The sequence below is a fragment of the Brevundimonas sp. Leaf168 genome (assembly GCF_001423685.1).
Lineage (GTDB): Bacteria > Pseudomonadota > Alphaproteobacteria > Caulobacterales > Caulobacteraceae > Brevundimonas > Brevundimonas vesicularis_C.
Genome location: NZ_LMOY01000001.1, coordinates 739862 through 761632, shown reverse-complemented (window position 1 = coordinate 761632; position 21771 = coordinate 739862). Strand labels below are relative to the sequence as shown.

Sequence of the window (21771 nt, the reverse complement as noted above, 5' to 3'; positions counted from 1 at the left end):
GCGCGCTTTTCGGGGCTCCTGTGCTAGAACCCGCGCCTTCGCAAAGGCGGCGCGCTTGCGGAGGGACTTAGAAAGTCCCACCTCTGCGGTCAAGTATTACGCACTCGCGAAATGACAGTTGAACGGATTCCAGAGCCCCTATGCCTGAAGTCATCCTGCCCGGCGCCTCCGGTCGCATCGAAGGCCGCTATTCCCCGGGCAAGCGCCCGAATGCCCCGATCGCGCTGATCCTGCATCCGCACCCCAAGGCGGGCGGGCACATGAACAACCCGGTCGCGGTCACCCTGCACCAGCTGTTCCAGCAGCGCGGCTTTGCGACCCTGCGCTACAACTCGCGCGGCGTCGGCAAGTCGCAGGGCGAGTTCGATTCGGGCATCGGCGAACTGGCGGACGCCGCCACGGCCCTCGACTGGCTTCAGGCCAACAACCCCGGCGCCAGCCAGACCTGGGTCGCCGGCTATCAGTTCGGCGCCTATATCGGCATGCAGCTTCTGATGCGTCGCCCCGAGACGGACGGCTTCATCTCCGTCTCGCCGCCGTCGAACATGTATGACTTCAGCTTCCTGGCGCCCTGCCCTGCGTCCGGCCTGTTCCTGCACGGCACGGCCGACACCATCGTCCCGCCGGTCGAGGTCGAGCGCGTGGTCAACAAGCTGCGCACCCAAAAGGGCATCATCATCGACTACGAACTGGAAGAGGGCGCCAGCCACTTCTGGCAGGACCACATGAGCGCGGTCGAAACCCGCGTCGGTGCCTATCTGGACAAGCGTCTGGAAGAAAAGCCGGCCTAGTATCCGGCTTGGCGTCACGGCTGATTAAGGCGCGGGCGGCATGATCGGGCGAGACATCGCTACGAGATCCGCCATGCGTCCGCCCCTTCTGATCGCCTTGATCGCCTCCCTGGCCTTGCCCACGGCCGTTGCGGCTCAGTCGACTCCCGCGCAAGAGCGCGATTTCTGCGCCGATCGCCCCGGCAAGGGCACCCCGACCTGTATCCTCGACAAAGGCCGCTGGCAGGTCGAACTCGGCCTGTTCGACGGCGCGCGTCAGACGGACGGCACGACACGGACCGACACCTGGGACGCCGGTGACCTGTTCGTGCGCTATGGCCTGACCGGCCTGACTGAGCTTCAAGTCGGACTCACGACCTGGAACCACGAACGCATTCTCGACCGCGCGACCGGCGATCGTGATGTGAACGAAGGCGTCGGCGATCTCAGTCTCGGCCTGCGCCATTCTCTGAAAAACCCGGATGGCTCGGGCCTGTCCGTCGCGATTTCCGGCTTCATCACCGCGCCGACCGGTGCGCGCGGCATTCGCGCCGACGGTTTCGAGGGCGGCGTCATCCTGCCGGTCTCCATCCCGCTGAACGACGACTGGAGCCTGGCTTTGTCACCCGAAGTCGATTGGGTCTCGGACGCGGACGGGGACGGCCGGCACGCCGCCTACACGATGGTCGCCGGCGTCGGCCGCGGCTTCGGCCGCTGGGATCTGGGTGCCGAGCTTTGGGTTAGCCGCGACGATGATCCGGTGGAAGCGACCACCCAGTCCACCTTCGACCTGACCGCCGTCTGGTCGCCCCCGTTCCTGCCCGACGCCCAACTGGATTTCGGTCTCAACTTCGGCCTGAACGACGACAGCCCGGATGTGGAGTTCGGTGTCGGTCTCGCACGTCGGTTCTAATGCGCCGTTGCGGACCAGACCTGTCGCTGCGACAAATGGGCATGGCAGATGCGACCGACATCCCCGGCGGCGTGGTTCATGACTTGCCTGACGACCTGCGCGCGTCGTTGGTCGCCGCGCCGGACGCCTTGGCGACCTGGCGCGACATCACGCCCCTGGCCCGCAACGAATGGATATGCTGGATCGAGACCGCCAAGAAGTCGGAAACCCGGCGCAAACGGCTGGATTGGGGCCGGGCGAGCTTGACCGACGGCAAACGCCGCCCCTGCTGCTGGCCCGGTTGCCCTCACCGTTAAGCGATCACGCCGGTTCGGCCACCGCCTCTTTCGCCGGTTCGGTACGGATCATGTAGTCGAAGGCCGACAGCCCCGCCTTAGAGCCTTCGCCCATGGCGATGACGATCTGCTTGTAGGGCACGGTCGTCGCGTCGCCCGCCGCAAAGATGCCCGGCTGCGAGGTCTCGCCGCGGTGATCCACCTCGATCTCGCCGCGCGGGGTCAGGCCCACCGCGCCGTGCAGCCATTCGGTGTTCGGGACCAGACCGATTTGCACGAAGATGCCTTCCAGATCGACGTCGTGATGGGCGTCGGAGTTGCGGTCCTTGTAGGACAGGCCCGTCACCTTGTCGCCGTCGCCATGCACCTGGGTCGTCAGGGCCGAGGTCACAATCCGCACGTTCGGCAGGGTCGCCAGCTTTCGCTGCAGCACCGCATCGGCCCGCAGCTCGCTGTCGTATTCGATCAGGGTCACATGGGCCACGATGCCCGCCAGGTCGATCGCCGCCTCGACGCCCGAGTTGCCGCCGCCGATCACCGCCACCCGCTTGCCCTTGAACAGCGGCCCGTCGCAGTGCGGGCAATAGGCCACGCCCTTATTCTTGTACTGCTCCTCGCCCGGCACGTTCATCTGGCGCCAGCGCGCACCGGTCGACAGGATGACTGTCCGCGATTTCAGCGATGCGCCGTTCTCCAGCACCACCTCATGCAGGCCGCCCGCAACCTTGGCCGGGATCAGCTTGGCCGCCTTCTGCAGGTTCATCAAGTCCACTTCATACTCGCGGACATGCTGCTCCAGATGGGCCGCCAGCTTGGGCCCTTCAGTGTAGGGGACCGAGACGAAGTTCTCGATCGCCATCGTGTCCAGCACCTGACCGCCGAAGCGTTCGGCGACGACGCCCGTGCGAATGCCCTTGCGCGCCGTATAGATGGCGGCCGCCGCCCCGGCCGGCCCACCACCGACCACCAGAACCTCGAACGGATCCTTGGACTTCAGCCGCTCGGCCGCGCGGGCTTCGGCGCCGGAATCCAGCTTGGCGACGATCTGCTCCAACTCCATCCGGCCCTGACCGAACAGCTCGCCGTTCAGGAAGACCGTCGGCACGGCCATGATCTTGCGTTCCTCGACCTCGTCCTTGAACAGGCCGCCTTCGATGGCGACGTGTTTGATGCGCGGATTGATCACGCTCATCAGGTTCAGCGCCTGCACGACGTCCGGGCAGTTCTGGCAGGACAGCGAGAAATAGGTCTCGAACACATAGTCGCCGTCCAAGTCCCTGACCTGCTGGATCACCTCCTGCGCCGCCTTGGACGGATGGCCGCCGACGTGCAGCAGGGCCAGCACCAGCGAGGTGAACTCGTGGCCCAGCGGAATGCCCGCGAACCGCACCCCGATGTCCGTGCCCTTGCGCCGGATCAGGAAGCTGGGCTGGCGCTCGTCGTCATAGTCGCGGCCCATCTCCACCTTGCCGTGCGAGACCGACACGATCTCCTCCAGCAGGGCCTTCAGCTCGATCGACTTGGGCCCCGCGCCCAGCGAGGCGACCAGTTCGACGGGATGGACGATGTTCTTGAGGTAGGCTTCGAGCTGGGATTTCAGATTGGCGTCTAGCATCGGATGCTCCTCAAATTTCAGGGTAACGCGCCGCCTTCGAGCCGATCCCGGCGAGGCCTGCGCGATAAGGTCCGCGTCCCGCATTTGGGAGGCGGCCGGGTGGGTCCGACCCGAAGGCCGGACCCGATAGGCGTAGTCAGTCTTAGATCTTGCCGACGAGGTCGAGCGACGGGGCCAAGGTGGCTTCGCCTTCTTCCCACTTGGCCGGGCAGACTTCACCGGGGTGCGAACGCACATACTGGGCGGCCTTGACCTTGCGCAGCAGTTCGGCGGCGTTGCGGCCGATGCCTTCCGACGTCGTCTCGGTGAACTGGATCACGCCGTCCGGATCGACCAGGAAGGTCGCGCGGTCGGCCAGGCCCACGCCCGGTCGCATGGCGTCGAAGTTGTTGGTCACCAGGCCCGACGGGTCGCCCAGCATCGTGTATTCGATCTTGCCGATCGCCGGCGACGAGTCGTGCCAGGCCTTGTGCGAGAAGTGGGTGTCGGTCGACACCGAATAGATCTCGACGCCCAGCTTCTGGAACTCGGCGTAGTGGTCAGCCAGGTCTTCCAGTTCGGTCGGGCACACGAAGGTGAAGTCGGCCGGATAGAAGAAGAAGATCGCCCACTTGCCCGCGACGTCGGCGTCCGTGACCGTCAGGAATTTGCCGCCCTTATAGGCTTCGGCCGTAAAGGGTTTGATGGTCGTGTTGATGAGGGCCATGCGCAAAATCCAATGCAAGGTGGTTGGGAGGCGCTCTCCCTACCGCATCGCACCAAATAAGCCCAATCACTTATTTGCAGATGCGCAATAGATTTTGGTTATGGCTGCTCAGTAGAGCAGGAACGGCCGACGCGCCTCTTCCCACGCCGCCTCGTCCGGCGTCGTCGCCGCGTCCAGATCGCCAGGCGTCGCGCCTGAGTCGTCCACCCATTCCCGCAGGCCCGGCCCGCCGTTGATCACGTCGATGGGCAGTTTGCCGAACGCATATTCATACGGAAAATCTCGCCACAGATCGTAATCGGGATACAGCCGCCGGATCGCCTTGAAGCCCAGGGACTGAACCCGCCACGGCTTGAAGGCGGCGTGGTTATAGCCGGGGTGATCGACATGGATCTGCACCCCGCTGCACAGCTTTCCGACGTGCTTGTGGAAGGTCGGCTCGAACCACATGTCGCGCAAGACGCAGCCGCCCAACCATTGCGGCGCCAGCGTCTGCATCTCCGCGATCACCGCCCGCGCGTCGATGTCCGGCGCCCCGAACAGCTCCAGCGGCCGTGTCGTCCCCCGCCCTTCCGACAGGGTCGCGCCTTCCAGCATCACCGTGCCCGCATAGGCGCGCGCCATCGACAGGTTCGGCGCATTCGGGCTGGGATTGACCCATGACCGGTCCAGCAGCGGCCAGCCGAAACCCGGCCCCGCCTCGGGCGCCCAGCCCTGCATCTCCACCACCCGATAATCCACATCCAGCTTGAACTGGTCGATGAACCACAGGCCCAATTCGCCCATCGTCATGCCGTGCCGCATCGGCATCGGCCCGGCCCCGACGAAGCTTTCCCAGCCGGGCTTCAGCGTCATCCCCTCGACCGGCCGTCCCGCCGGATTGGGCCGGTCCAGCACCCAGACCGTCTTGCCGTGTTTCGCCGCCGCCTCCAGTACGTACAGAAGGGTCGTCACATAGGTGTAGATTCGGCAGCCCAGGTCCTGCAGATCGACCAGCAGCACGTCGAACTCGGCCATCCATTCGTCGCGCGGCCGCCGCACCTCGCCGTACAGGCTGAAGACGGGAAAGCCGTGGACCGGATCGCGATAATCCGGGCTCTCCATCATATTGTCCTGCAGATCGCCCTTCATCCCGTGCTGCGGGCCAAAGGCGGCGGTCAGCCGGATCTCGGGACAGGCGGCCAGGGCGTCGACCGCATGGGTCAGATCCTTCGTCACCGACGCCGGATGCGCCAGCAAGGCCACGCGTCGCCCCTTCAGCTGCGCCCTCAGGGCGTCGTCGGACAAAAGGCGGTCGAGGCCGAAGTTCATGTCAGGTCCAGCGCGAACGAGTCGGGATGATGAAAGTCGGGCTTATCCGAAGGATGCGCCAGCGCCCAATAGCCGATCGCCCCGTCCACGCCCCGGATCACCGCCGCAACCCCCGAAATCAGCCCCACGGCATCGCCCGCGTCTTCGGGCAAGGTCACGTCCGCCGTCAGCACGAATTGTCCGGGCGCCGACCGCGTCACGATGAAGGGCGCGGGCATCTCCAGCTCCCACATCCCCTCGCGATAGCCGTCGAACCGATAGGCCGCCCACGCCCCCGACGGCGACAGATTGTATTCGACATAGCCGCCCGCCTCGGTGCGAACGAACGCCTCGAAACAGGTCGCCCGCCACAGCCCATCCGTCCGCACCCGCGCCGCCGCCTCCGGCCGCCACACCCGCTCCACCGGTCCGGCCAGCACATACTCCAGGCTCAGCACCCGCCCGGCTCGCCGCGCTTCGACCTCCAGCGTCAGCCCCGCCGGGCTGGATGTCGGGTGCGGGATCAAAGGCAGGCGCATAGAGCCTTCGTATCGAAGCAACGCGCACGGTCAACGCTCATGCATCGCCGTGACGCTCACCGCGCGTTGCGATAGTATCGGTTCTGGAAACGGAGAACCTCATGCCCGACAATCCCGTGAAGGGTCCGGCGTCATACTTCCCCTCAATCGAGAAGACCTACGGCCATCCTATTTCCCATTGGCAGCAGATTGTGCGCGACGGCTACCCCGCCCGGCACATGGAGTTGATTTCCATTCTCAAGGACGGGCACGGCATGGGCCACGGCCACGCCAACGCCGTGGTCGCCTACACGTTGGCGCAGGACGGATTGAAGTAGCGGCCACGCTCAAAAGTCACACTAACCTTAGTATTTCCGCCAGATATATCATGACAAAACAAGGTTTTGAGACGAAGCAGCAGCGCTTACCCTGTCACTCTGCAAAACGGTCGTACAATGGGCGAGCCATGCCCAAAGCCGCTCCGCCTGAAATTGCACCATCTTGCTTTTTGCACACGTTTTCGCGTCGCCGTGCAGTTTCGCGCCGACCGAGATTAGACGAATTAGACACTTTAGACGGTGTTTTTCATCCTCACCGTCTGAACAGCCGACGCCGCCTCGACTAGGGGAAGACGACCCTCGTCATCCCTGCTAACCCAGCCTCACCATGACCGAACACGCCTTCAAATCCGACTTCCTCCGCACCATGCAGGCGCGAGGCTATATCCATCAGATCACCCATCCGGCCGAACTGGATGCGGCGGCCGCCGCGGGCGTGGTCACCGGTTATATCGGCTTTGACGCCACCGCCCCATCTTTGCACGTCGGACACCTGATCCAGATCATGCTGCTGCGTCGCCTGCAGCAAGCCGGACACAAGCCCATCGTCCTGATGGGCGGCGGCACCACCAAGGTGGGCGACCCCAGCTTCAAGGACACCCAGCGTCCCCTGCTGACCGAAGAGCGGATCGCCGAGAACATCGCTGGCATCAAAGGCGTGTTTGAAAAGTTCCTGACCTTCGGCGAAGGTCCGTCGGACGCCATCATGGTCGACAACGACGAATGGCTGTCCAAGCTGGGCTACCTGGAATTTCTGCGCGACTACGGCACGCATTTCACCGTCAACCGGATGCTCAGCTTCGATTCCGTCAAGCTGCGTCTGGAACGCGAGCAGCCGCTGACCTTCCTCGAATTTAACTACATGCTGATGCAGGCCACCGACTTCCTGGAGCTGAATCGCCGCTACGGGTGCACGCTGCAGATGGGCGGATCGGACCAGTGGGGCAACATCATCAACGGCGTCGAACTGACCCGCAAGGTGGATCAGAAGACCGCCTTCGGCCTGACCACACCGCTGCTGTCCACCGCCTCGGGCCAGAAAATGGGCAAGACCGTGGGCGGCGCCGTCTGGCTGAATGCCGACGCCCTGTCGCCCTATGACTACTGGCAATATTGGCGCAACACGGAGGATGGAGACGTGGGCCGCTTCATGCGCCTGTTCACGGACCTGACGGACGTCGAAATCGCCAGCTACGAGTCGCTGGAAGGCGCGGCCATCAACGACGCCAAAAAGGCCCTCGCCGACGCCGCGACGACCATGCTGCACGGCGCCGAGGCCGCCGCAACCGCCCGCGCCGCCGCCGAGAGCACCTTCGAAAAAGGCCAGCTGTCCGCCGACCTGCCGACCGTCGAACTGTCGTCGGCCGAGGTCTACGGCGCCATGATCGCCGCTGTCGTGACGAAGGCCGGCCTGACGGCCTCCAACGGCGAGGCCCGTCGCCTGGCCCAGGGCGGCGGCCTGCGTCTGAACGACGCCGCGGTGTCCGACGGCGCCCAACTGCTGACCGAGGCCGACCTCAAGGACGGCGTCATCAAACTGGCGGCCGGCAAGAAAAAGATCGTTCTGGTGAGGCCCGTCTGATGTCCGCCGCCGAAGGTCAACCCGCGCCCGCCCTCGACCTGCCCACGGATGGCGGCGGCCGCGTCACCCTCGCCGCCCTGGTGGGCAAGCCCGCGGTCGTCTATTTCTACCCCAAGGACGACACGACCGGCTGCACGCGCGAGGCACAGGACTTCACCGCCCTGGCTCCCGACTTCGCCGCCCTGGGCGTCCCGGTCATCGGCGTGTCCAAGGACACGGTGAAGAAGCACGACAGGTTCAAGGCCAAATACGATCTCGCCGTCACCCTCGCCTCCGACGAGGACGGCGGCGCCTGCGAGGGTTGGGGCGTCTGGGTGCAGAAGAAGCTCTACGGCCGCGAATATATGGGCATCGAGCGGGCCACCTTCCTGATCGACGCCGAGGGCCGCGTCGCCAAGGCCTGGCGCAATGTGAAGGTCGCCGACCACGCCGCCGCCGTGCTGGAGGCCGCCAGGGCCCTGTGATCAGCGAGCGCCGTTCGGAAGCGATGCTTGACCTTGGCCCCTCCTCCACGGCCTAGTGGGCGTCGGGGCTAATAGGGGCTTGGCCGGCCTTGGCTGGCAGATGCGGAGCGCACCATGTTCACCAAGAGCAAATCCTACGACAGCGGATCTAACGGCCTGGGCATCCCCCCGGCGCCCGAACCGACCACGCCCACGCCGACGGCTGCGAGCACGCCGTCCCTGCCCGCGACAACGCCTGCGCCGCGCGCGCCTGAACCGGCCCGTCCAGCGGCCCGGTCCAGCAACCTGTCGACACTCTCGGCCGGCGTGAAATACGAAGGCAACATCTCCGGCGCCGGCGAGCTTCAGGTTGACGGCTCGCTGAAGGGCGACGTCCGCGTCTCGCGCGTCGTGATCGGCGAAGGCGGCTCAGTCGAGGGCACGGTCCATGCCGACGTCCTTGACGTGCGCGGCCGCGTCTCCGGCGCCATCGTCGCCAAACAGGTCAAGCTTCACGCCACCGCCCGCGTCGAGGGCGACATCACGCAAGAGCAACTCGCCATCGACCAGGGCGCCTGGTTCCAGGGCCGCTGCAACCAGGCCAAGCGCGACACCCCCGGCGCCGCCATGCTGGAAGCTCCCTCGCCGAAGGCCGACAAGGCGGACAAGACCGCCGCCTGACCGCCTCGAAGCGAACGGCCGCAAGGCCGGAAGCCCAAGACCAAAAGGGCGGCTCTTCGGAGCCGCCCTTTTCCGTCAGTCCACGCTCGATCCGCGGGTCTCGCCGACCCGCTGGGCCAGGGCCGCGCCCATGAAGGCGTCCAGGTCGCCGTCCAGCACCCCTTGGGTGTCCGAGGTTTCAACCTCGGTCCGCAGGTCCTTCACCATCTGATAGGGCTGCAGGACATAGGAGCGGATCTGGTGGCCCCACCCGATGTCGGTCTTGGCGTCGGCCAGCGCCTGAGCCGCCGCCTCCCGCTTTTGCAGTTCCAACTCGTACAGGCGCGCGCGCAGCATCTTCCACGCCATCTCGCGGTTTTGGTGCTGCGACCGGCCGGCCTGGCAGGCCACGACGGTGTTGGTCGGGGTGTGCGTCAGGCGCACGGCCGAGTCGGTCTTGTTGATGTGCTGACCGCCTGCGCCCGAGGCGCGGTAGGTGTCGGTGCGCACGTCCGAGGGGTTGATGTCGATCTCGATCGCGTCGTCCACGACCGGCGACACCCCGATAGAGGCGAAGCTGGTGTGGCGCTTGGCCGCCGCGTCATAGGGGCTGATGCGGACCAAGCGGTGCACGCCCGATTCCGACTTCAGCCAGCCATAGGCGTTGGGGCCTTCAATCAGGATGGTGGCCGACTTGACCCCCGCCTGTTCGCCCTCTTCGTGCGCCTCGATCGTGACCTCATAGCCGTGCGCCTTGGCCCAGCGGGAGTACATGCGCAGCAGCATGCCGGCCCAGTCGTTCGACTCGGTGCCGCCGGCGCCGGAGTTCACTTCCAGATAGGCGTCGTTACCGTCAGCCTCGCCGGACAACAGGGCTTCCAGCTCGGCGCGGGCGGCGCGCTCCTTGATGCCGCGCAGCGACGCGCGGGCGTCTTCCAGCGCGCCCTCGTCGCCTTCCTCGTCCGCCATCTCGGCCAGCATCACCCCGTCGTCGAGGTCCTGCTCCATCGCCTTGACGGTGTTGATCTTGCCTTCCAGCTGCGAGCGTTCGCGGCTGACGGCCTGGGCCTCGTCGGGCTTGTCCCACAGCGTCGGATCCTCGACCCGCGCGTTCAGCTCATCGAGCTTTCTTAGAGCGACATCCCAGTCAAAGACGCCTCCTGAGCAGAGCGACGCTCTGCTCGATGTCGGCCTTCATGGCCTCGACATCCGGTCTCATCGCAATCTCCGCGACACAATGCCCTTAAGCAGCGCGACCCACAGCCGCGCGACAGGGCAGGATTAATGGAAAACGGCGCGCCACGAGGACGCGCCTTTCGAGAGGCCTACCTAGAGCCTCAGTACAATCCGCTCAAGTCCTCGGCCGGCGCCTTCTTGGGGGGCGGCGGCGCGGTGGGCGCGGGCGACGAGGCGGGCGCGCCGCTGGCGGCCTCCTGCTCGCGGCGGATCACCTCATAGTAGTTCTGCGGTCCGACGGGCTGGGCCGGGCCGGTCGGGCGCGGCGGCGGGGCCTGGCGCTCGGTGCCGGGGCGGAAGGCCTCCTCAATGCCGTTGACGGTGCGGAAGATGGCGTTCTTGGGCCGCACGAACGGGCGAGCCGGCCTTTCCTTCAACGCCGTCTGCATGAACTCCGTGAAGACCGGCACGGCGGCCGAGGCGCCGGCTTCTCCGGATCCCAAAGAGCGGTTGTCGTCAAAGCCGATGAAGACGCCGACCACGATGTCGGTGGTGAAGCCCACGAACCAGGCCGAGCGATATTCGTTGGTTGTGCCGGTCTTGCCCGCGACCCACGGACCCAGGCCGCGCGCGCTGGCCGCGGTGCCCCGCTGAACGACGCCTTCCAGCATGGAGCTCATCTGATAGGCTGTGATCGGGTCGATGACCTGCGTTCCGCGCTGCTGCAGACGCGGGGATTCCTGGCCCGAGAAGCCGCGTCCGCATTCGCGGCAGCTGCGGTTGTCGGCGCGGAAGATGGTCTCGCCGTCGCGGTCCTGCACATAGTCGATCAGATAGGGCGTCACCCGCCGCCCGCCGTTGGCGAAGGCGGAATAGGCGGCCGTGATCTCCAGCGGCGTGACCTCGCCGGCGCCCAGCGACACCGACAGGTTCGGCGTCATGCCCGGCAGACCCATCTTGGCCGACTGATCGACGATTTTCTTCATCCCGACCGACTGGGCCAACCGCACCGTCATGACGTTGCGCGACAGCTCCAGCCCGCGCCGCAGCGTCTGAGGGCCATAGTATTGGCGGCTGTAGTTCTCTGGCGTCCAGCGCGTGCCGTTAGGACCGCCGGCGAAGCTGATCGGCGCATCCAGCACGATCGAAGCGGGGGTGAAGTCGCCCTCCAGCGCCGTCGCATAGACGAAGGGTTTGAACGCCGAACCCGGTTGGCGGCGCGCCTGGGTCGCCCGGTTGAAGCTGGACAGCGCGTAGGAGTAGCCGCCGACCATCGCCAGCACGCGGCCGGACTGCGGCTCGATGGCGACGAGCGCGCCGTTGACGCGCGGCACCTGCTTCAGGGCGAACTGGCCGCCCTGCGGCTCCACGAAGATCAGTTCGCCGCGTTTCAGCTGACGATTGGCGTTGGCCCAGGCGGCGTCCGACGCCAGCAGCGTGCCGGACGTGTCGTCGCGGGCCGTGCGGATGCGCACCGTGTTGCCGCTGACGCTTTCGATGGCGGCGGCCTGCCAGCTGCGGCGCTCGGGCGGCGCCTGTTCCTTCAGCGCGACCGCCTGCCAGCCGTCGGCGAAGTCGGTCGTACCCCAGCCGCCGCGCCAGCCGTGACGACGGTCGTAGTTTTCGAGCCCCTGCATCAGGGCCCGACGCGCCGCCGTCTGCAGCGTCGGGTCCAGGGTTGTGCGCATATAGAAGCCGCCGGCGCGCAACTGCTCGCCGAACTGGGGGTTGGCGGCGGCCTGGCGGCGCGCCTCCTCGACGAAGAAGTCGGCGTCCTTGTAATCCGACCGTTGCGGCGCATCGCGCGTGACCAGAGGCTTGGCGCGGGCCTCGACCAGTTGTTCAGGCGTCAGCCAGCCGCTCTGCTCCATCTCGCCCAGCACCCAGTCACGACGGCCCTTGGCTGCGCCGGGGTGACGCTTGGGGTGATAGTTGTTCGGCCCCTTGGGCAGGGACGCCAGGAAGGCGGCTTCGTCGGGCGTCAGCTGCGCCAGCGACTTGCCGAAATAGTTGTAGGCCGCCGAAGCGATGCCGAACGAGCGATAGCCCAGGAAGATTTCGTTCAGATACAGCTCGAGGATCTGTTCCTTGGACAGGGTCGCCTCCAGGCGATTGGCCAGGATGGCTTCCTTCAGCTTGCGGTTCAGGCTGGATTCGTTGGTCAGCAGGACGTTCTTGGCCACCTGCTGGGTGATGGTCGAACCGCCTTCCAATCGACGTCCCGACGCCAGGTTGAAGACGTTCTTCAGCGACGCGCGGCCGATGCCGCCCACGTCGATGCCGCCATGCTGGAAGAAGTTGCGATCTTCGGCTGCCAGGAAGGCGTGGATCACCGGCTGGGGAATCTGGTCGTAGGAGACATAAATCCGGCGCTCATCCGAAAACTCGCCGATCAGGGTGCCGTCGCCGGCATAGACGCGCGTCGCGGTCGGCGGTCGATAGTCCGCCAGCTCCGACGCATCAGGCAGGTCGTGGAACAGCCACGCGGCATAGACGGCGACGACCAACCCCGCCAGGGCGATGCCGCCCAGCAGAACCATGCCCGCCCACACGAACCAGCGTTCGGCAATCTTCACTGCGTACTCCGACGACGCGCCCCAGCAGGTGCTTTAGCCCGCGTCGCCCGCCGATGGCTAGACCTTGATCGGCTGGGGRGGAATCGCTCCGCGATTCCYCCCCAGCCGATCAAGGACCTGGGGCCTGATTCACCGCTACGTCGAAGCGCGAAGCGCTTCAACTCAAGCGGATCAGGCTCTAGCCGCGATGCAACGCCCCCTTCCCGTTCGCCGTTAAGCTCCCATCTCAAGCATCCCAACCCAAGGAGCCTGCCATGGAAGTTCTGTATCGCGCCCAATCGACGGCATCGGGCGGAGGCCGTGAGGACGGCCGTTCGGCCACCGACGACGGTAAGATCGACGTCAAACTGTCCACGCCAACCGAGATGGGCGGCAAGGGCGGCGACGGCACCAATCCTGAGCAGTTGTTCGCCACCGGATACGCCGCCTGCTACCTCGGCGCGCTGCGTCTGGTCAGCGGCAAGGCCGGCACGCCCGTCAGCCCCGACACCAAGGTCACCGCCGGTGTCGGCTTCGGCAAGAACACCAAGGGTGATGGCTTCAACCTGGATGTCGACCTGACCGTGACCGACCACGGGCTGGACCAGGCCGTCATCGACGACCTGATCGAGAAGGCGCACCAAGTCTGCCCCTACTCCAACGCCACTCGCAACAACGTCGATGTTCGCCTGAGCGCGAAATAACCGACGCCGAGGGCCGCGCGCGTGTTGAGCCGCGCGCGCGGCGCCTCTAGATGAGGTCCATGACCTCCCCGCTCGACGCCTCCCCCGATCCCCTGCTGACGCTCGAACCGCATCGCCGCGTGACCCTGCGCGAAGCCTTCGGCGTGGACAGCGACATGACCGTGCCCGCCTTCGACGAGCGCGACAGCCATGTGCCCGAGATCGACGAGGCCTATCGCTTCGATCCCCAGACGACGATCGCCATCTGCGCCGGCTTCGCCTTCGACCGCCGCGTGATGGTTCAGGGCTATCACGGCACCGGCAAATCTACCCACATCGAACAGGTCGCCGCCCGCCTGAACTGGCCGCTGGTTCGCGTGAACCTGGACAGCCACGTCAGCCGGATCGACCTGATCGGCAAGGACGCCATCGTCCTGAAGGACAGCAAGCAGATCACCGAGTTCCGCGAGGGCATCCTGCCCTGGTCGCTGCAACGCCCCATCGCCCTGGTCTTCGACGAATACGACGCCGGCCGGCCCGACGTGATGTTCGTGATCCAGCGCGTGCTGGAGGCCCAGGGTCGCCTGACCCTGCTGGACCAGAACCGCGTCATCCGCCCGCACCGCTATTTCCGCCTGTTCGCCACGACCAACACCATCGGCCTGGGCGACACCACGGGCCTGTATCACGGCGCGCAGCAGATCAATCAGGCCCAGCTGGATCGCTGGAACATCGTCACCACGCTGAACTATCTCGATCACGACGTGGAAGCCGAGATCGTCGCCGCCAAGGTTCCCGAGTGGAAGGACGCCGAGGGCCGCCGCCGCATCGCCGCCATGGTCCGCGTCGCCGACATGACCCGCAACGCCTTCATGAACGGCGACATCTCGACCGTCATGTCGCCCCGCACCGTCATCACCTGGGCCCAGAACGCCCAGATCTTCAACGATGACCTGGGCCTCAGCTTCCGCCTGACCTTCCTGAACAAGTGCGACGAGCTGGAACGCCCGACCATCGCTGAGTTCTACCAGCGCGCCTTCGGCGAGGATCTGCCCGAGGCGGCGACGCGGGTGAAGGTGGGATAAGCCTATGTTTCTGGCGGCGATGTCTATCGTGATCATGGCTGGCCAGGCTTCGGCTACGGAGACCGCTCGTCCGCCCCGACCATCGGACGAGGCCATCCTTCAGACAGTCTTCGAAAAGCGACCTTCCGCAGTCATCCTCGAGCACACTGCTCGTGACGTTCGAAACGGCGGACGGGTTATTTGTGGTCTTGTGCGGTACGCGGACACGATCGAGCCATTTGCGGCCTACACGATCTGGGAAGAGCCCAGCTCCATTCGGATCATCGAAAACGGTCGCCCCGTGCCGGTCCCGCCGGCGCAATGGAAGTCAAATACGTTCACGCCCGTCGAAACGGCCAGTGTCACTGGGGAAGCCGATCGCCGAAAGCGTAATGCAAACGCCTACCAGCGGGGCCTTGCGCTGAGCGTATGCCGTGATTTGGCGGCGCCGGCCGGAGCACGCTGGGCGACCACGCAGGAGCCCCACCCCGATCCCGACCGTCAGCGACTTATCGAGCAAAGGGCCCGAGCGACGACAGACATGCTTTTCCGCAGGCGTCAGGAAGCGAGCGCAGACCGGCCAAACTAAGGTGTTGAATCGTCTTGGGCTCGCATCACCTCGTCGAGCTTTTGAAGAAGTCAGCCCCGCGCCTCTTCACCGCCGGCGATGAAGGCGCCGGCGATCCAGCTGACGACGCCGGTCACGATGGCGGCGCCGATGCCGGCCCACAGGCCGTCGACCCGGAAGCCGTCCAGGAAGACGGAGGTTAGTCCAATCATGGCGGCGTTTACGACCAACAGGAACAATCCCAGGGTCACCACGGTGATCGGGAAGGTCAGCACGACCAGGATCGGCCGCACGAAGGCGTTGACTAGACCTAAAATGATGGCGGCCGCGATCAGCGATCCGGTGCTGGTGAAATCCACGCCCGGCACGATCCGGGCGGACAGCCAAAGCCCCGCCATGGTTACCAGCGCCTGGATGATGAAACGGATCATGACGGCCCTCGTGACGTTTAAGCGTGACCATAATGCACGAGGTGGACGAAGGCTCCCCGTTCGCGGACGGCGCTGCTATCGAAGGTTCGAACCGCACGGAGACCGCCCATGAGCCTGCACGGCGCCTATGACACCAACAACATCTTCGCCAAGATCCTGCGCGGCGACATTCCGTCGGTGAAGGTGTGGGAGGACGACCACGTCCTGGCCTTCATGGACGTGTTTCCCCAATCGGAAGGCCACGTCCTGATCATCGCCAAACAGTCCCAGGCGCGTAATCTGCTGGAGATCGAGCCCGAGGTGCTAGCCCGCATGACCGCCGCCCTGCAACGCACGGCCAAGGCGGTCGAGAAAGCGCTGAAGCCCGAAGGCCTGTCGATCCTGCAGTTCAATGGCGAGGCGGGCGGCCAGACGGTCTTCCATCTGCATTTCCATATCGTGCCGCGCTGGGCCGATCGCGAGATGAAGGGTCACGGCCATGCGCCGATGGCGGATACGGCGACGTTGCAAGCGCTGGCCGACCGGATCGCGGCCGAACTGGACTAGGTGACGCGGCGCTTTTCCAGCTTTCGCGCCAGGGTGCGGCGGTGCATGCCCAGCCGGCGCGCCGCCTCTGAGATGTTGAAGTCGGTCTCCACCAGCGTCTCGTGGATCCGCTCCCATTCTAGCGTCTTGATCGAGGTGGGGCGCGTGCCCAGCGGCGTCTCGGCGTCGCCGTCCGCCCGGCCGAACGCGGTTTCGATGTCATCGGTGCTGGCGGGCTTGGCCAGATAGTGCCGGGCGCCCAGCTTGATCGCCTCGACCGCCGTCGCGATGCTCGCGAAGCCGGTCAGGACGACGATGTTCATCTCGGGATCGAAGGCGTGAAGGGCCTCGACGCAGGTCAGGCCGGAATGGCCGCCCAGCTTCAAATCGACGACCGCATAGCCGGGGCGATGCGTCTTCAGAACCTCGGTCATCTGGTCGGGACTGGCGGCGCTGACGACCATGTAGCCACGCCGTTCGAATGAGCGTCGCAGGGTGGTCGAAAACGATTCGTCGTCCTCGACGATCAGCAGCAATCTGGCGTCATCGGTCATGCGCGATCTCGTCTGTCGGAGCCAACGCCGAAAGCGGCAGGGTCAGACGCACTTCTGCGCCGCCCGCCGGGGGATTGGAGGCTTCTACCCGACCGCCAAGCGACCGGATCACATTCATGAGCAGAAAGAGGCCGAGACCCGCGCCGGGCCTGGGCTTGGTGGAGTTGTAGGGCTTGCCCCAGGCCTGAAGGATCGCCGGCGGAAAGCCTGGTCCGTCGTCGCGGACCGCGATGCCGAAATCTTCTTCCGTCCGTGTCGTGGTCACGGTGATGCGGCTCGCTCCGGCCTCGACCGCATTGTCGAACAGCACGCCCAGCACCTGACGCAGGGCCGGGTCGGCGATGATCGACGGGTTCTGGGCCAGCTCATCGCGGATCTGCACCGCCACACCGTCGCCGCTCCAGCTGGCCACCACATCGGCGACGAAGGCGCGCAATGTGGTGCGCTCAGGCGCCTGTCCCCTTGCCTCTCCGGCCGACATCAGGATGCCGGTGACGATGGCCTTGCAGCGTTCGACCTCGGCCCGCATCACCGTCATGTCCTGGGCCAGGTCGGCGTCCTGGGTCAGGGCCGGCATCCGCTTCCAATCGCTGAGGATCACTGACAGCGAAGCCAGCGGCGTTCCCAGCTCGTGGGCCGCGCCCGACGCCAGCAGGCCCATGCGGACGATATGATCATGCTCGGCCGTCTGCTGGCGCAGGGCGGCCATAGAGGCGTCGCGCTCGCGCAGGTTCTGGCTGATCCGTGTGACGAACAACACCAGCAGCACGGCCATCAGCACAAAACAGATCAGACTGCCCTGGAGATAGAGGCTGAGCAGTGAGTCTTCGCGCGCCGGCGGCAGGTTCAGCGGGCGGGAATGCAGGCCCAGCCCGGCGAAACACAGGCTGGTGATAGCGATCAGCGCCCAAGCATAGACCCGCGCCAGCAGCACGGCCCCAAGAACGACTTGCAGCAGATACAGCGCCACGAACGGATTGGCCGCGCCCCCGGTCAGGAACAGCAGCCAGGTCAGGGCCGCCACATCCGCCAACAGGGCGATCATCAGCGCCTGATCCTCGACCTCCTGCCGGCGCACGGTCAACGGCGCACTGACCAGATTGACCAGCACCAGACCCGCCGGCGCCGCCAGCAACCACAGCACCGGCAGCGGGATCCGCATCACGTACTGGACCAGCAGGATCGTCGCCACCTGCCCGGCGACCGCCAGCCAGCGCAACTGGATCAGCAGCAGCATGTTGCGGCGGTTGGCCCCGCCGTGGGTTGCGACACCACCTCTGAGCCCCAGGCCCAGCAGCCTCTGTACAGTTGTCGTCGTCACGACCGGTTGCGCCTGCCGTCGCGCAGGAACAGCCACAGACCGACCAAGGTCAGCAGCGCCATGCCGAACCAGGTCAGGGCATAGACCAGATGGCTGTTGGCGAACCGGATCACCGTCAGTCCTCCGCGCGGCCATTCCCCGGGGTTCGGACTAGCGTCCGCATCAATGAAATAGGGCGCGACAGTCGACAGGCCGCGCCGCGCAACGATCGCCGCGACGTCGCGAGACCGCCAGCGATCACCGGCCGGATCATTGGCGCGCAGGAAGCCGCCCTTGGGCTCGGTGATCCGGAGCAGTCCCGTCACACTCTGCGGCCCGTCGACCTGACCATCGGCGCGGACGGCCGGATCGCGTCGGCCAGCGGGCACAAAGCCGCGATTGATCAGGACGGTGAAGCCCCGGTCGTCAACCAGAGGCGTCATGACCCAGAAGCCGCCGCCGGCGTCGGTCACCGCCTGAACCAGAGTTTCCTTGTCGTGCAGGAATCGACCGCGAACAACGACACGGCGGTACTGATCCTTGTCGCGCGTCACGCCGGCCCATTGGGTCGGGCCAGGCGCTGGGACGGCGGCCGCGTGAACGCGCGCATCGACCTGGGCGATCAGATTGGTCTTCCAGGCCAGGCGCTGAACCTGCCACCCGCCCAGCGCCAGAAAGCCGACGAACAGCGCCAGGCCCGCGACCACGACCGCCATGCGGAAGGATAGCGAACGTCTGGCCTTGCCGCCGGCCGGCACTGAGGACGGGTCCGTGATCTCGACCTCAGCCGCCCATCTGCGCCATGTCGTGCGTCATGGGCATCATATTGGTGTTCAGGTGGTACATGACCCACAGCGAACCCGACAGGGCGATGACCACCACGATGATGGTGAAGATCAGCGCCAGCATGATCCAGCCGCCCTCGGACTTGGAGTTCATGTGCAGGAAGTAGATCATGTGCACCACGATCTGCACCACGGCGAAGCCCATGACGATCAGGGCCGTCGCCTGGGTCGGCAGGACGCCGGTCATGACCAGGGCGAACGGGATGGCCGTCAGGATCACTGACAGCACGAAGCCGATCATGTAGCTCTTGAAGGAGCCGTGATTGTGCCCCTCGTGGCCCAGGTGGTCGGTCTCGTGAGACTCCGGCGAATGGTCGTTCTTGTCGGCGCTCATCGCAGCATGCCCAGCAGATAGACGAAGGTGAAGACGCCGATCCAGATGACGTCCAGGAAGTGCCAGAACATCGACAGGCACATCAGGCGGCGTTTGTTGGCGGGGATCAGGCCCTTCATGCTGACCTGAACCATCAGCGTCACCAGCCAGATGATGCCGAAGGTGACGTGCAGGCCGTGAGTGCCCACCAGGGTGAAGAAAGCCGACAGGAAGGCGCTGCGTTGCGGCGTCGCGCCCTCATGGATCAGGTGCGCGAACTCGTAGAGTTCGATCCCCAGGAAGGCCAGGCCGAACAGGCCGGTGATCGCCAGCCAGACCAGGGTCTGACGCTGGTTGTTCCGATCCATCGCCAGCATGGCGAAGCCATAGGTGATCGACGAGAACAGCAGCATGGCGGTGTTGATCGCCACCAGCTCCAGGTCGAACAGCTCCTTGGGCCCCGGCCCGGCGGCGTAGTTGCCGCCCAGCACGCCGAACACGGCGAACAGCATCGCAAAGATGAGGCAGTCGCTCATCAGATAGAGCCAGAAGCCCAGCATGGTGCTGGAGCCTTCCTCGTGGTGCGGCTCCTCTTCCAGGTGGAAGACGGTCCGGTCGATCTCGGTCGCAGTCGCGCTCATGATCAGGCCTCCGTTCCGGCCAGGGCGCGGGTGCGCGCCTCTTCTGTCGCACGGACCTCATCCTCGGGGATGTAGTAGTCGCGCTTGTAGTTGAAGGTATGGCCGATTGAGACGGCCATGACCCCGATGAAGCTGATGGCGGCCAGCCACCAGATATACCAGATCAAGGCCAGACCCATCACCAGGCACAGGCCCGAGATGATGATCCCCGCCCCGGTGTTCGAGGGCATGTGGATCGCCTTGTAGCCGCTCAGCGGACGTTGATAGCCCTGCTTCTTCATGTCCCACCAGGCGTCGGCGTCATGGACGTAGGGCGTGGCGGCGAAGTTGTAGGCCGGCGGCGGCGACGACGTCGCCCACTCCAGCGTGCGGCCGCCCCACGGGTCGCCCGTCGTGTCGCGCAGCTTGTCGCGGTTGATGATCGACACCGCGAACTGGATGAACATGGCCGCGATGCCCAGCGCGATGACGCCGGCGCCGATGGCGGCGATGACGAACCAGATTTGCAGCGAGGGATCGTCGAACACCCGCATCCGGCGCGTCACGCCCATCAGGCCCAGCACGTACAGCGGCAGGAAGGCCAGCCAGAAACCGGGCACCCAGCACCAGAAGCTGATCAGGCCCCACTTCTTGTCCAGCTTGAAGCCGAAGGCCTTGGGCCACCAGAAGTTGATCGCCGCGAACAGGCCGAACAGCACGCCGCCGATGATGACGTTGTGGAAGTGGGCCACCAGGAACAGCGAGTTGTGCAGCACGAAGTCGGCCGGCGGCACCGCCAGCAGCACGCCCGTCATCCCGCCGATCACGAAGGTCAGCATGAAGGCGACCAGCCACATCATCGGCAGCTCGAACCGGATGCGCCCGCGGTACATCGTGAACAGCCAGTTGAAGATCTTCGCGCCCGTCGGGATCGAGATGATCATCGTCGTGATGCCGAAGAAGCTGTTCACCGAGGCGCCCGAGCCCATAGTGAAGAAGTGGTGCAGCCAGACCAGGTAGGACAGGATCGTGATGACGACCGTGGCGTAGACCATGGAGGTATAGCCGAACAGCTTCTTGCCCGAGAAGGTCGAGGCGATCTCCGAGAAGACGCCGAACAGCGGCAGGATCAGGATGTAGACCTCGGGGTGACCCCAGATCCAGATCAGGTTCACGTACATCATCGGGTTGCCGCCGAAGTCGTTCGTGAAGAAGTTGGTGCCGACGTAACGGTCCAGCGTCAGCAGGGCCAGGACGGCGGTCAGGACCGGGAAGGACGCCACGATCAGCACGTTGGTGCACAGCGAGGTCCAGGTGAAGACCGGCATCTTCATCATGCCCATGCCGGGCGCACGCATCTTCACGATCGTCGCGATCAGGTTGATGCCGGACAGCGTCGTCCCGACCCCCGCGATCTGCAAGGCCCATATGTAATAGTCGACGCCGACGCCGGGGCTGTAGCCAATGCCCGACAGCGGCGGATAGGCCAGCCAACCGGTGCGCGCGAATTCGCCCACGAACAGCGAGGCCATGACGATGATGGCGCCGGCCGTGGTCATCCAGAAGCTGAAGTTGTTCAGGAAGGGGAAGGACACGTCGCGCGCGCCGATCTGCAACGGCACGACATAGTTCATGATGCCCGTCACCAGCGGCATGGCCACGAAGAAGATCATGATCACGCCGTGGGCGGTGAAGATCTGGTCATAGTGGTGCGCGTTCAGGTAACCCTCGGACCCGCCGAAAGCCATCGCCTGTTGCAGGCGCATCATGATGGCGTCGGCGAAGCCGCGCACGAACATGATCAGACCCAGGATCATGTACATGATCCCGATCTTCTTGTGGTCCACGGTGGTGAACCATTCCTTCCAGAGATAGCCCCACAGCTTGAAATAGGTCAGGGCGCCGAACAGGGCGAGGCCGCCCAGCAGCACGACCGACATGGTCACGACCAGGATCGGCTCGTGCAACGGCAAAGCCTCAAGCGTGAGGCGCCCGAAGATTAGCGGAATGAGTTGATCAGCGTTCAT

The 21771-nt window shown here is 65.4% G+C and carries 23 protein-coding genes; 10 read left to right on the top strand and 13 right to left on the bottom strand.

Annotated elements, in window-relative coordinates:
- Positions 1-140 precede the first annotated feature (140 nt).
- The 3 genes from ASF81_RS03765 to ASF81_RS03755 all read left to right on the top strand — a co-directional run bounded on the left by ASF81_RS03765 (position 141) and on the right by ASF81_RS03755 (position 1979).
- Positions 141-791: an alpha/beta hydrolase gene (locus ASF81_RS03765; RefSeq protein ID WP_017504016.1), complete on the top strand. Its 651-nt coding sequence runs from the start codon at positions 141-143 to the stop codon at positions 789-791.
- 73 nt (positions 792-864) lie between these two features.
- Positions 865-1683 (top strand): transporter, encoded by an 819-nt coding sequence (locus ASF81_RS03760; RefSeq protein WP_055804898.1) that lies wholly within the window; start codon positions 865-867, stop codon positions 1681-1683.
- A 41-nt stretch (positions 1684-1724) separates the two neighbouring features.
- Complete coding sequence (locus ASF81_RS03755) at positions 1725-1979, top strand: YdeI/OmpD-associated family protein (RefSeq protein WP_055805428.1); 255 nt, start codon at positions 1725-1727, stop codon at positions 1977-1979.
- A gap of 4 nt (positions 1980-1983) precedes the next feature.
- On the opposite strand, the gene ahpF is transcribed toward ASF81_RS03755, so the two are convergent.
- The 4 genes from ahpF to ASF81_RS03735 all read right to left on the bottom strand — a co-directional run bounded on the left by ahpF (position 1984) and on the right by ASF81_RS03735 (position 6108).
- Positions 1984-3573 (bottom strand): alkyl hydroperoxide reductase subunit F, encoded by a 1590-nt coding sequence (ahpF, locus tag ASF81_RS03750; RefSeq protein WP_055804894.1) that lies wholly within the window; start codon positions 3571-3573, stop codon positions 1984-1986.
- Between the two features lie 142 nt (positions 3574-3715).
- The gene (gene ahpC, locus ASF81_RS03745; RefSeq protein ID WP_017504020.1) at positions 3716-4279 is read right to left on the bottom strand and encodes an alkyl hydroperoxide reductase subunit C; all 564 of its coding nucleotides are present in this window, start codon (positions 4277-4279) and stop codon (positions 3716-3718) included.
- A gap of 108 nt (positions 4280-4387) precedes the next feature.
- A complete protein-coding gene (locus ASF81_RS03740; protein ID WP_055804891.1) occupies positions 4388-5590 on the bottom strand; it encodes an exo-beta-N-acetylmuramidase NamZ domain-containing protein in 1203 nt (400 codons plus the stop codon).
- Entirely contained in the window at positions 5587-6108 is a 522-nt protein-coding gene (locus ASF81_RS03735; protein ID WP_055804888.1) for a DOMON-like domain-containing protein, read from the bottom strand. Before ASF81_RS03735 ends, ASF81_RS03740 begins: the two co-directional genes overlap by 4 nt.
- A gap of 101 nt (positions 6109-6209) precedes the next feature.
- Between ASF81_RS03735 and ASF81_RS03730 the strand changes: the two genes are divergently transcribed.
- The 4 genes from ASF81_RS03730 (at position 6210) to ASF81_RS03715 (ending at position 9131) form a co-directional block, all read left to right on the top strand.
- On the top strand, positions 6210-6425 hold the full coding sequence (locus ASF81_RS03730) for a DUF4287 domain-containing protein (protein ID WP_055804885.1): 216 nt from the start codon (positions 6210-6212) through the stop codon (positions 6423-6425).
- A gap of 328 nt (positions 6426-6753) precedes the next feature.
- The gene (tyrS, locus tag ASF81_RS03725; protein ID WP_055804882.1) at positions 6754-8007 is read left to right on the top strand and encodes a tyrosine--tRNA ligase; all 1254 of its coding nucleotides are present in this window, start codon (positions 6754-6756) and stop codon (positions 8005-8007) included.
- Positions 8007-8471 (top strand): peroxiredoxin, encoded by a 465-nt coding sequence (locus tag ASF81_RS03720; protein WP_055804877.1) that lies wholly within the window; start codon positions 8007-8009, stop codon positions 8469-8471. Before tyrS ends, ASF81_RS03720 begins: the two co-directional genes overlap by 1 nt.
- A 114-nt stretch (positions 8472-8585) precedes the next feature.
- The gene (locus ASF81_RS03715; protein ID WP_082503411.1) at positions 8586-9131 is read left to right on the top strand and encodes a polymer-forming cytoskeletal protein; all 546 of its coding nucleotides are present in this window, start codon (positions 8586-8588) and stop codon (positions 9129-9131) included.
- A gap of 75 nt (positions 9132-9206) precedes the next feature.
- Here ASF81_RS03715 and prfB read toward each other — a convergent pair.
- A protein-coding gene (gene prfB, locus ASF81_RS03710; protein WP_156363123.1) for a peptide chain release factor 2 occupies positions 9207-10329 on the bottom strand; the annotation gives its coding sequence in 2 pieces (ribosomal slippage) (positions 9207-10259 and positions 10261-10329; 1122 coding nt in all).
- A 118-nt stretch (positions 10330-10447) separates the two neighbouring features.
- Positions 10448-12862 carry a penicillin-binding protein 1A gene (locus ASF81_RS03705; RefSeq protein ID WP_055804869.1) on the bottom strand — a complete coding sequence of 805 codons (2415 nt, stop codon included), beginning with the start codon at positions 12860-12862 and terminating at the stop codon, positions 10448-10450.
- 254 nt (positions 12863-13116) lie between these two features.
- On the opposite strand from ASF81_RS03705, the gene ASF81_RS03700 reads away from it, so the two are divergent.
- The gene (locus ASF81_RS03700) at positions 13117-13545 is read left to right on the top strand and encodes an organic hydroperoxide resistance protein (protein WP_055804865.1); all 429 of its coding nucleotides are present in this window, start codon (positions 13117-13119) and stop codon (positions 13543-13545) included.
- A gap of 59 nt (positions 13546-13604) precedes the next feature.
- Complete coding sequence (gene cobS / locus ASF81_RS03695; protein ID WP_055804862.1) at positions 13605-14609, top strand: cobaltochelatase subunit CobS; 1005 nt, start codon at positions 13605-13607, stop codon at positions 14607-14609.
- Between the two features lie 618 nt (positions 14610-15227).
- Here the strand turns inward: cobS and ASF81_RS03690 are convergent.
- Complete coding sequence (locus ASF81_RS03690) at positions 15228-15587, bottom strand: phage holin family protein (RefSeq protein ID WP_055804859.1); 360 nt, start codon at positions 15585-15587, stop codon at positions 15228-15230.
- 108 nt (positions 15588-15695) lie between these two features.
- Here ASF81_RS03690 and ASF81_RS03685 point away from each other — a divergent pair, with 108 nt between their 5' ends.
- A complete protein-coding gene (locus ASF81_RS03685) occupies positions 15696-16133 on the top strand; it encodes an HIT family protein (RefSeq protein ID WP_055804856.1) in 438 nt (145 codons plus the stop codon).
- On the opposite strand, the gene ASF81_RS03680 is transcribed toward ASF81_RS03685, so the two are convergent.
- The 6 genes from ASF81_RS03680 to cyoB form a co-directional block, all read right to left on the bottom strand.
- Complete coding sequence (locus tag ASF81_RS03680; protein WP_055804853.1) at positions 16130-16666, bottom strand: response regulator transcription factor; 537 nt, start codon at positions 16664-16666, stop codon at positions 16130-16132. The genes ASF81_RS03685 and ASF81_RS03680 overlap by 4 nt on opposite strands.
- The gene (locus ASF81_RS03675) at positions 16656-17987 is read right to left on the bottom strand and encodes an ATP-binding protein (protein ID WP_082503410.1); all 1332 of its coding nucleotides are present in this window, start codon (positions 17985-17987) and stop codon (positions 16656-16658) included. The genes ASF81_RS03680 and ASF81_RS03675 overlap by 11 nt, the downstream gene beginning before the upstream one ends.
- The gene (locus ASF81_RS03670; RefSeq protein WP_055804851.1) at positions 17984-18682 is read right to left on the bottom strand and encodes an SURF1 family protein; all 699 of its coding nucleotides are present in this window, start codon (positions 18680-18682) and stop codon (positions 17984-17986) included. The genes ASF81_RS03675 and ASF81_RS03670 overlap by 4 nt, the downstream gene beginning before the upstream one ends.
- 67 nt (positions 18683-18749) lie before the next feature.
- Positions 18750-19145 (bottom strand): cytochrome o ubiquinol oxidase subunit IV, encoded by a 396-nt coding sequence (cyoD, locus tag ASF81_RS03665; protein ID WP_039248364.1) that lies wholly within the window; start codon positions 19143-19145, stop codon positions 18750-18752.
- Positions 19142-19765 (bottom strand): cytochrome o ubiquinol oxidase subunit III, encoded by a 624-nt coding sequence (gene cyoC / locus ASF81_RS03660; RefSeq protein ID WP_039248366.1) that lies wholly within the window; start codon positions 19763-19765, stop codon positions 19142-19144. Before cyoC ends, cyoD begins: the two co-directional genes overlap by 4 nt.
- 2 nt (positions 19766-19767) lie before the next feature.
- Complete coding sequence (cyoB, locus tag ASF81_RS03655; RefSeq protein ID WP_055804846.1) at positions 19768-21771, bottom strand: cytochrome o ubiquinol oxidase subunit I; 2004 nt, start codon at positions 21769-21771, stop codon at positions 19768-19770.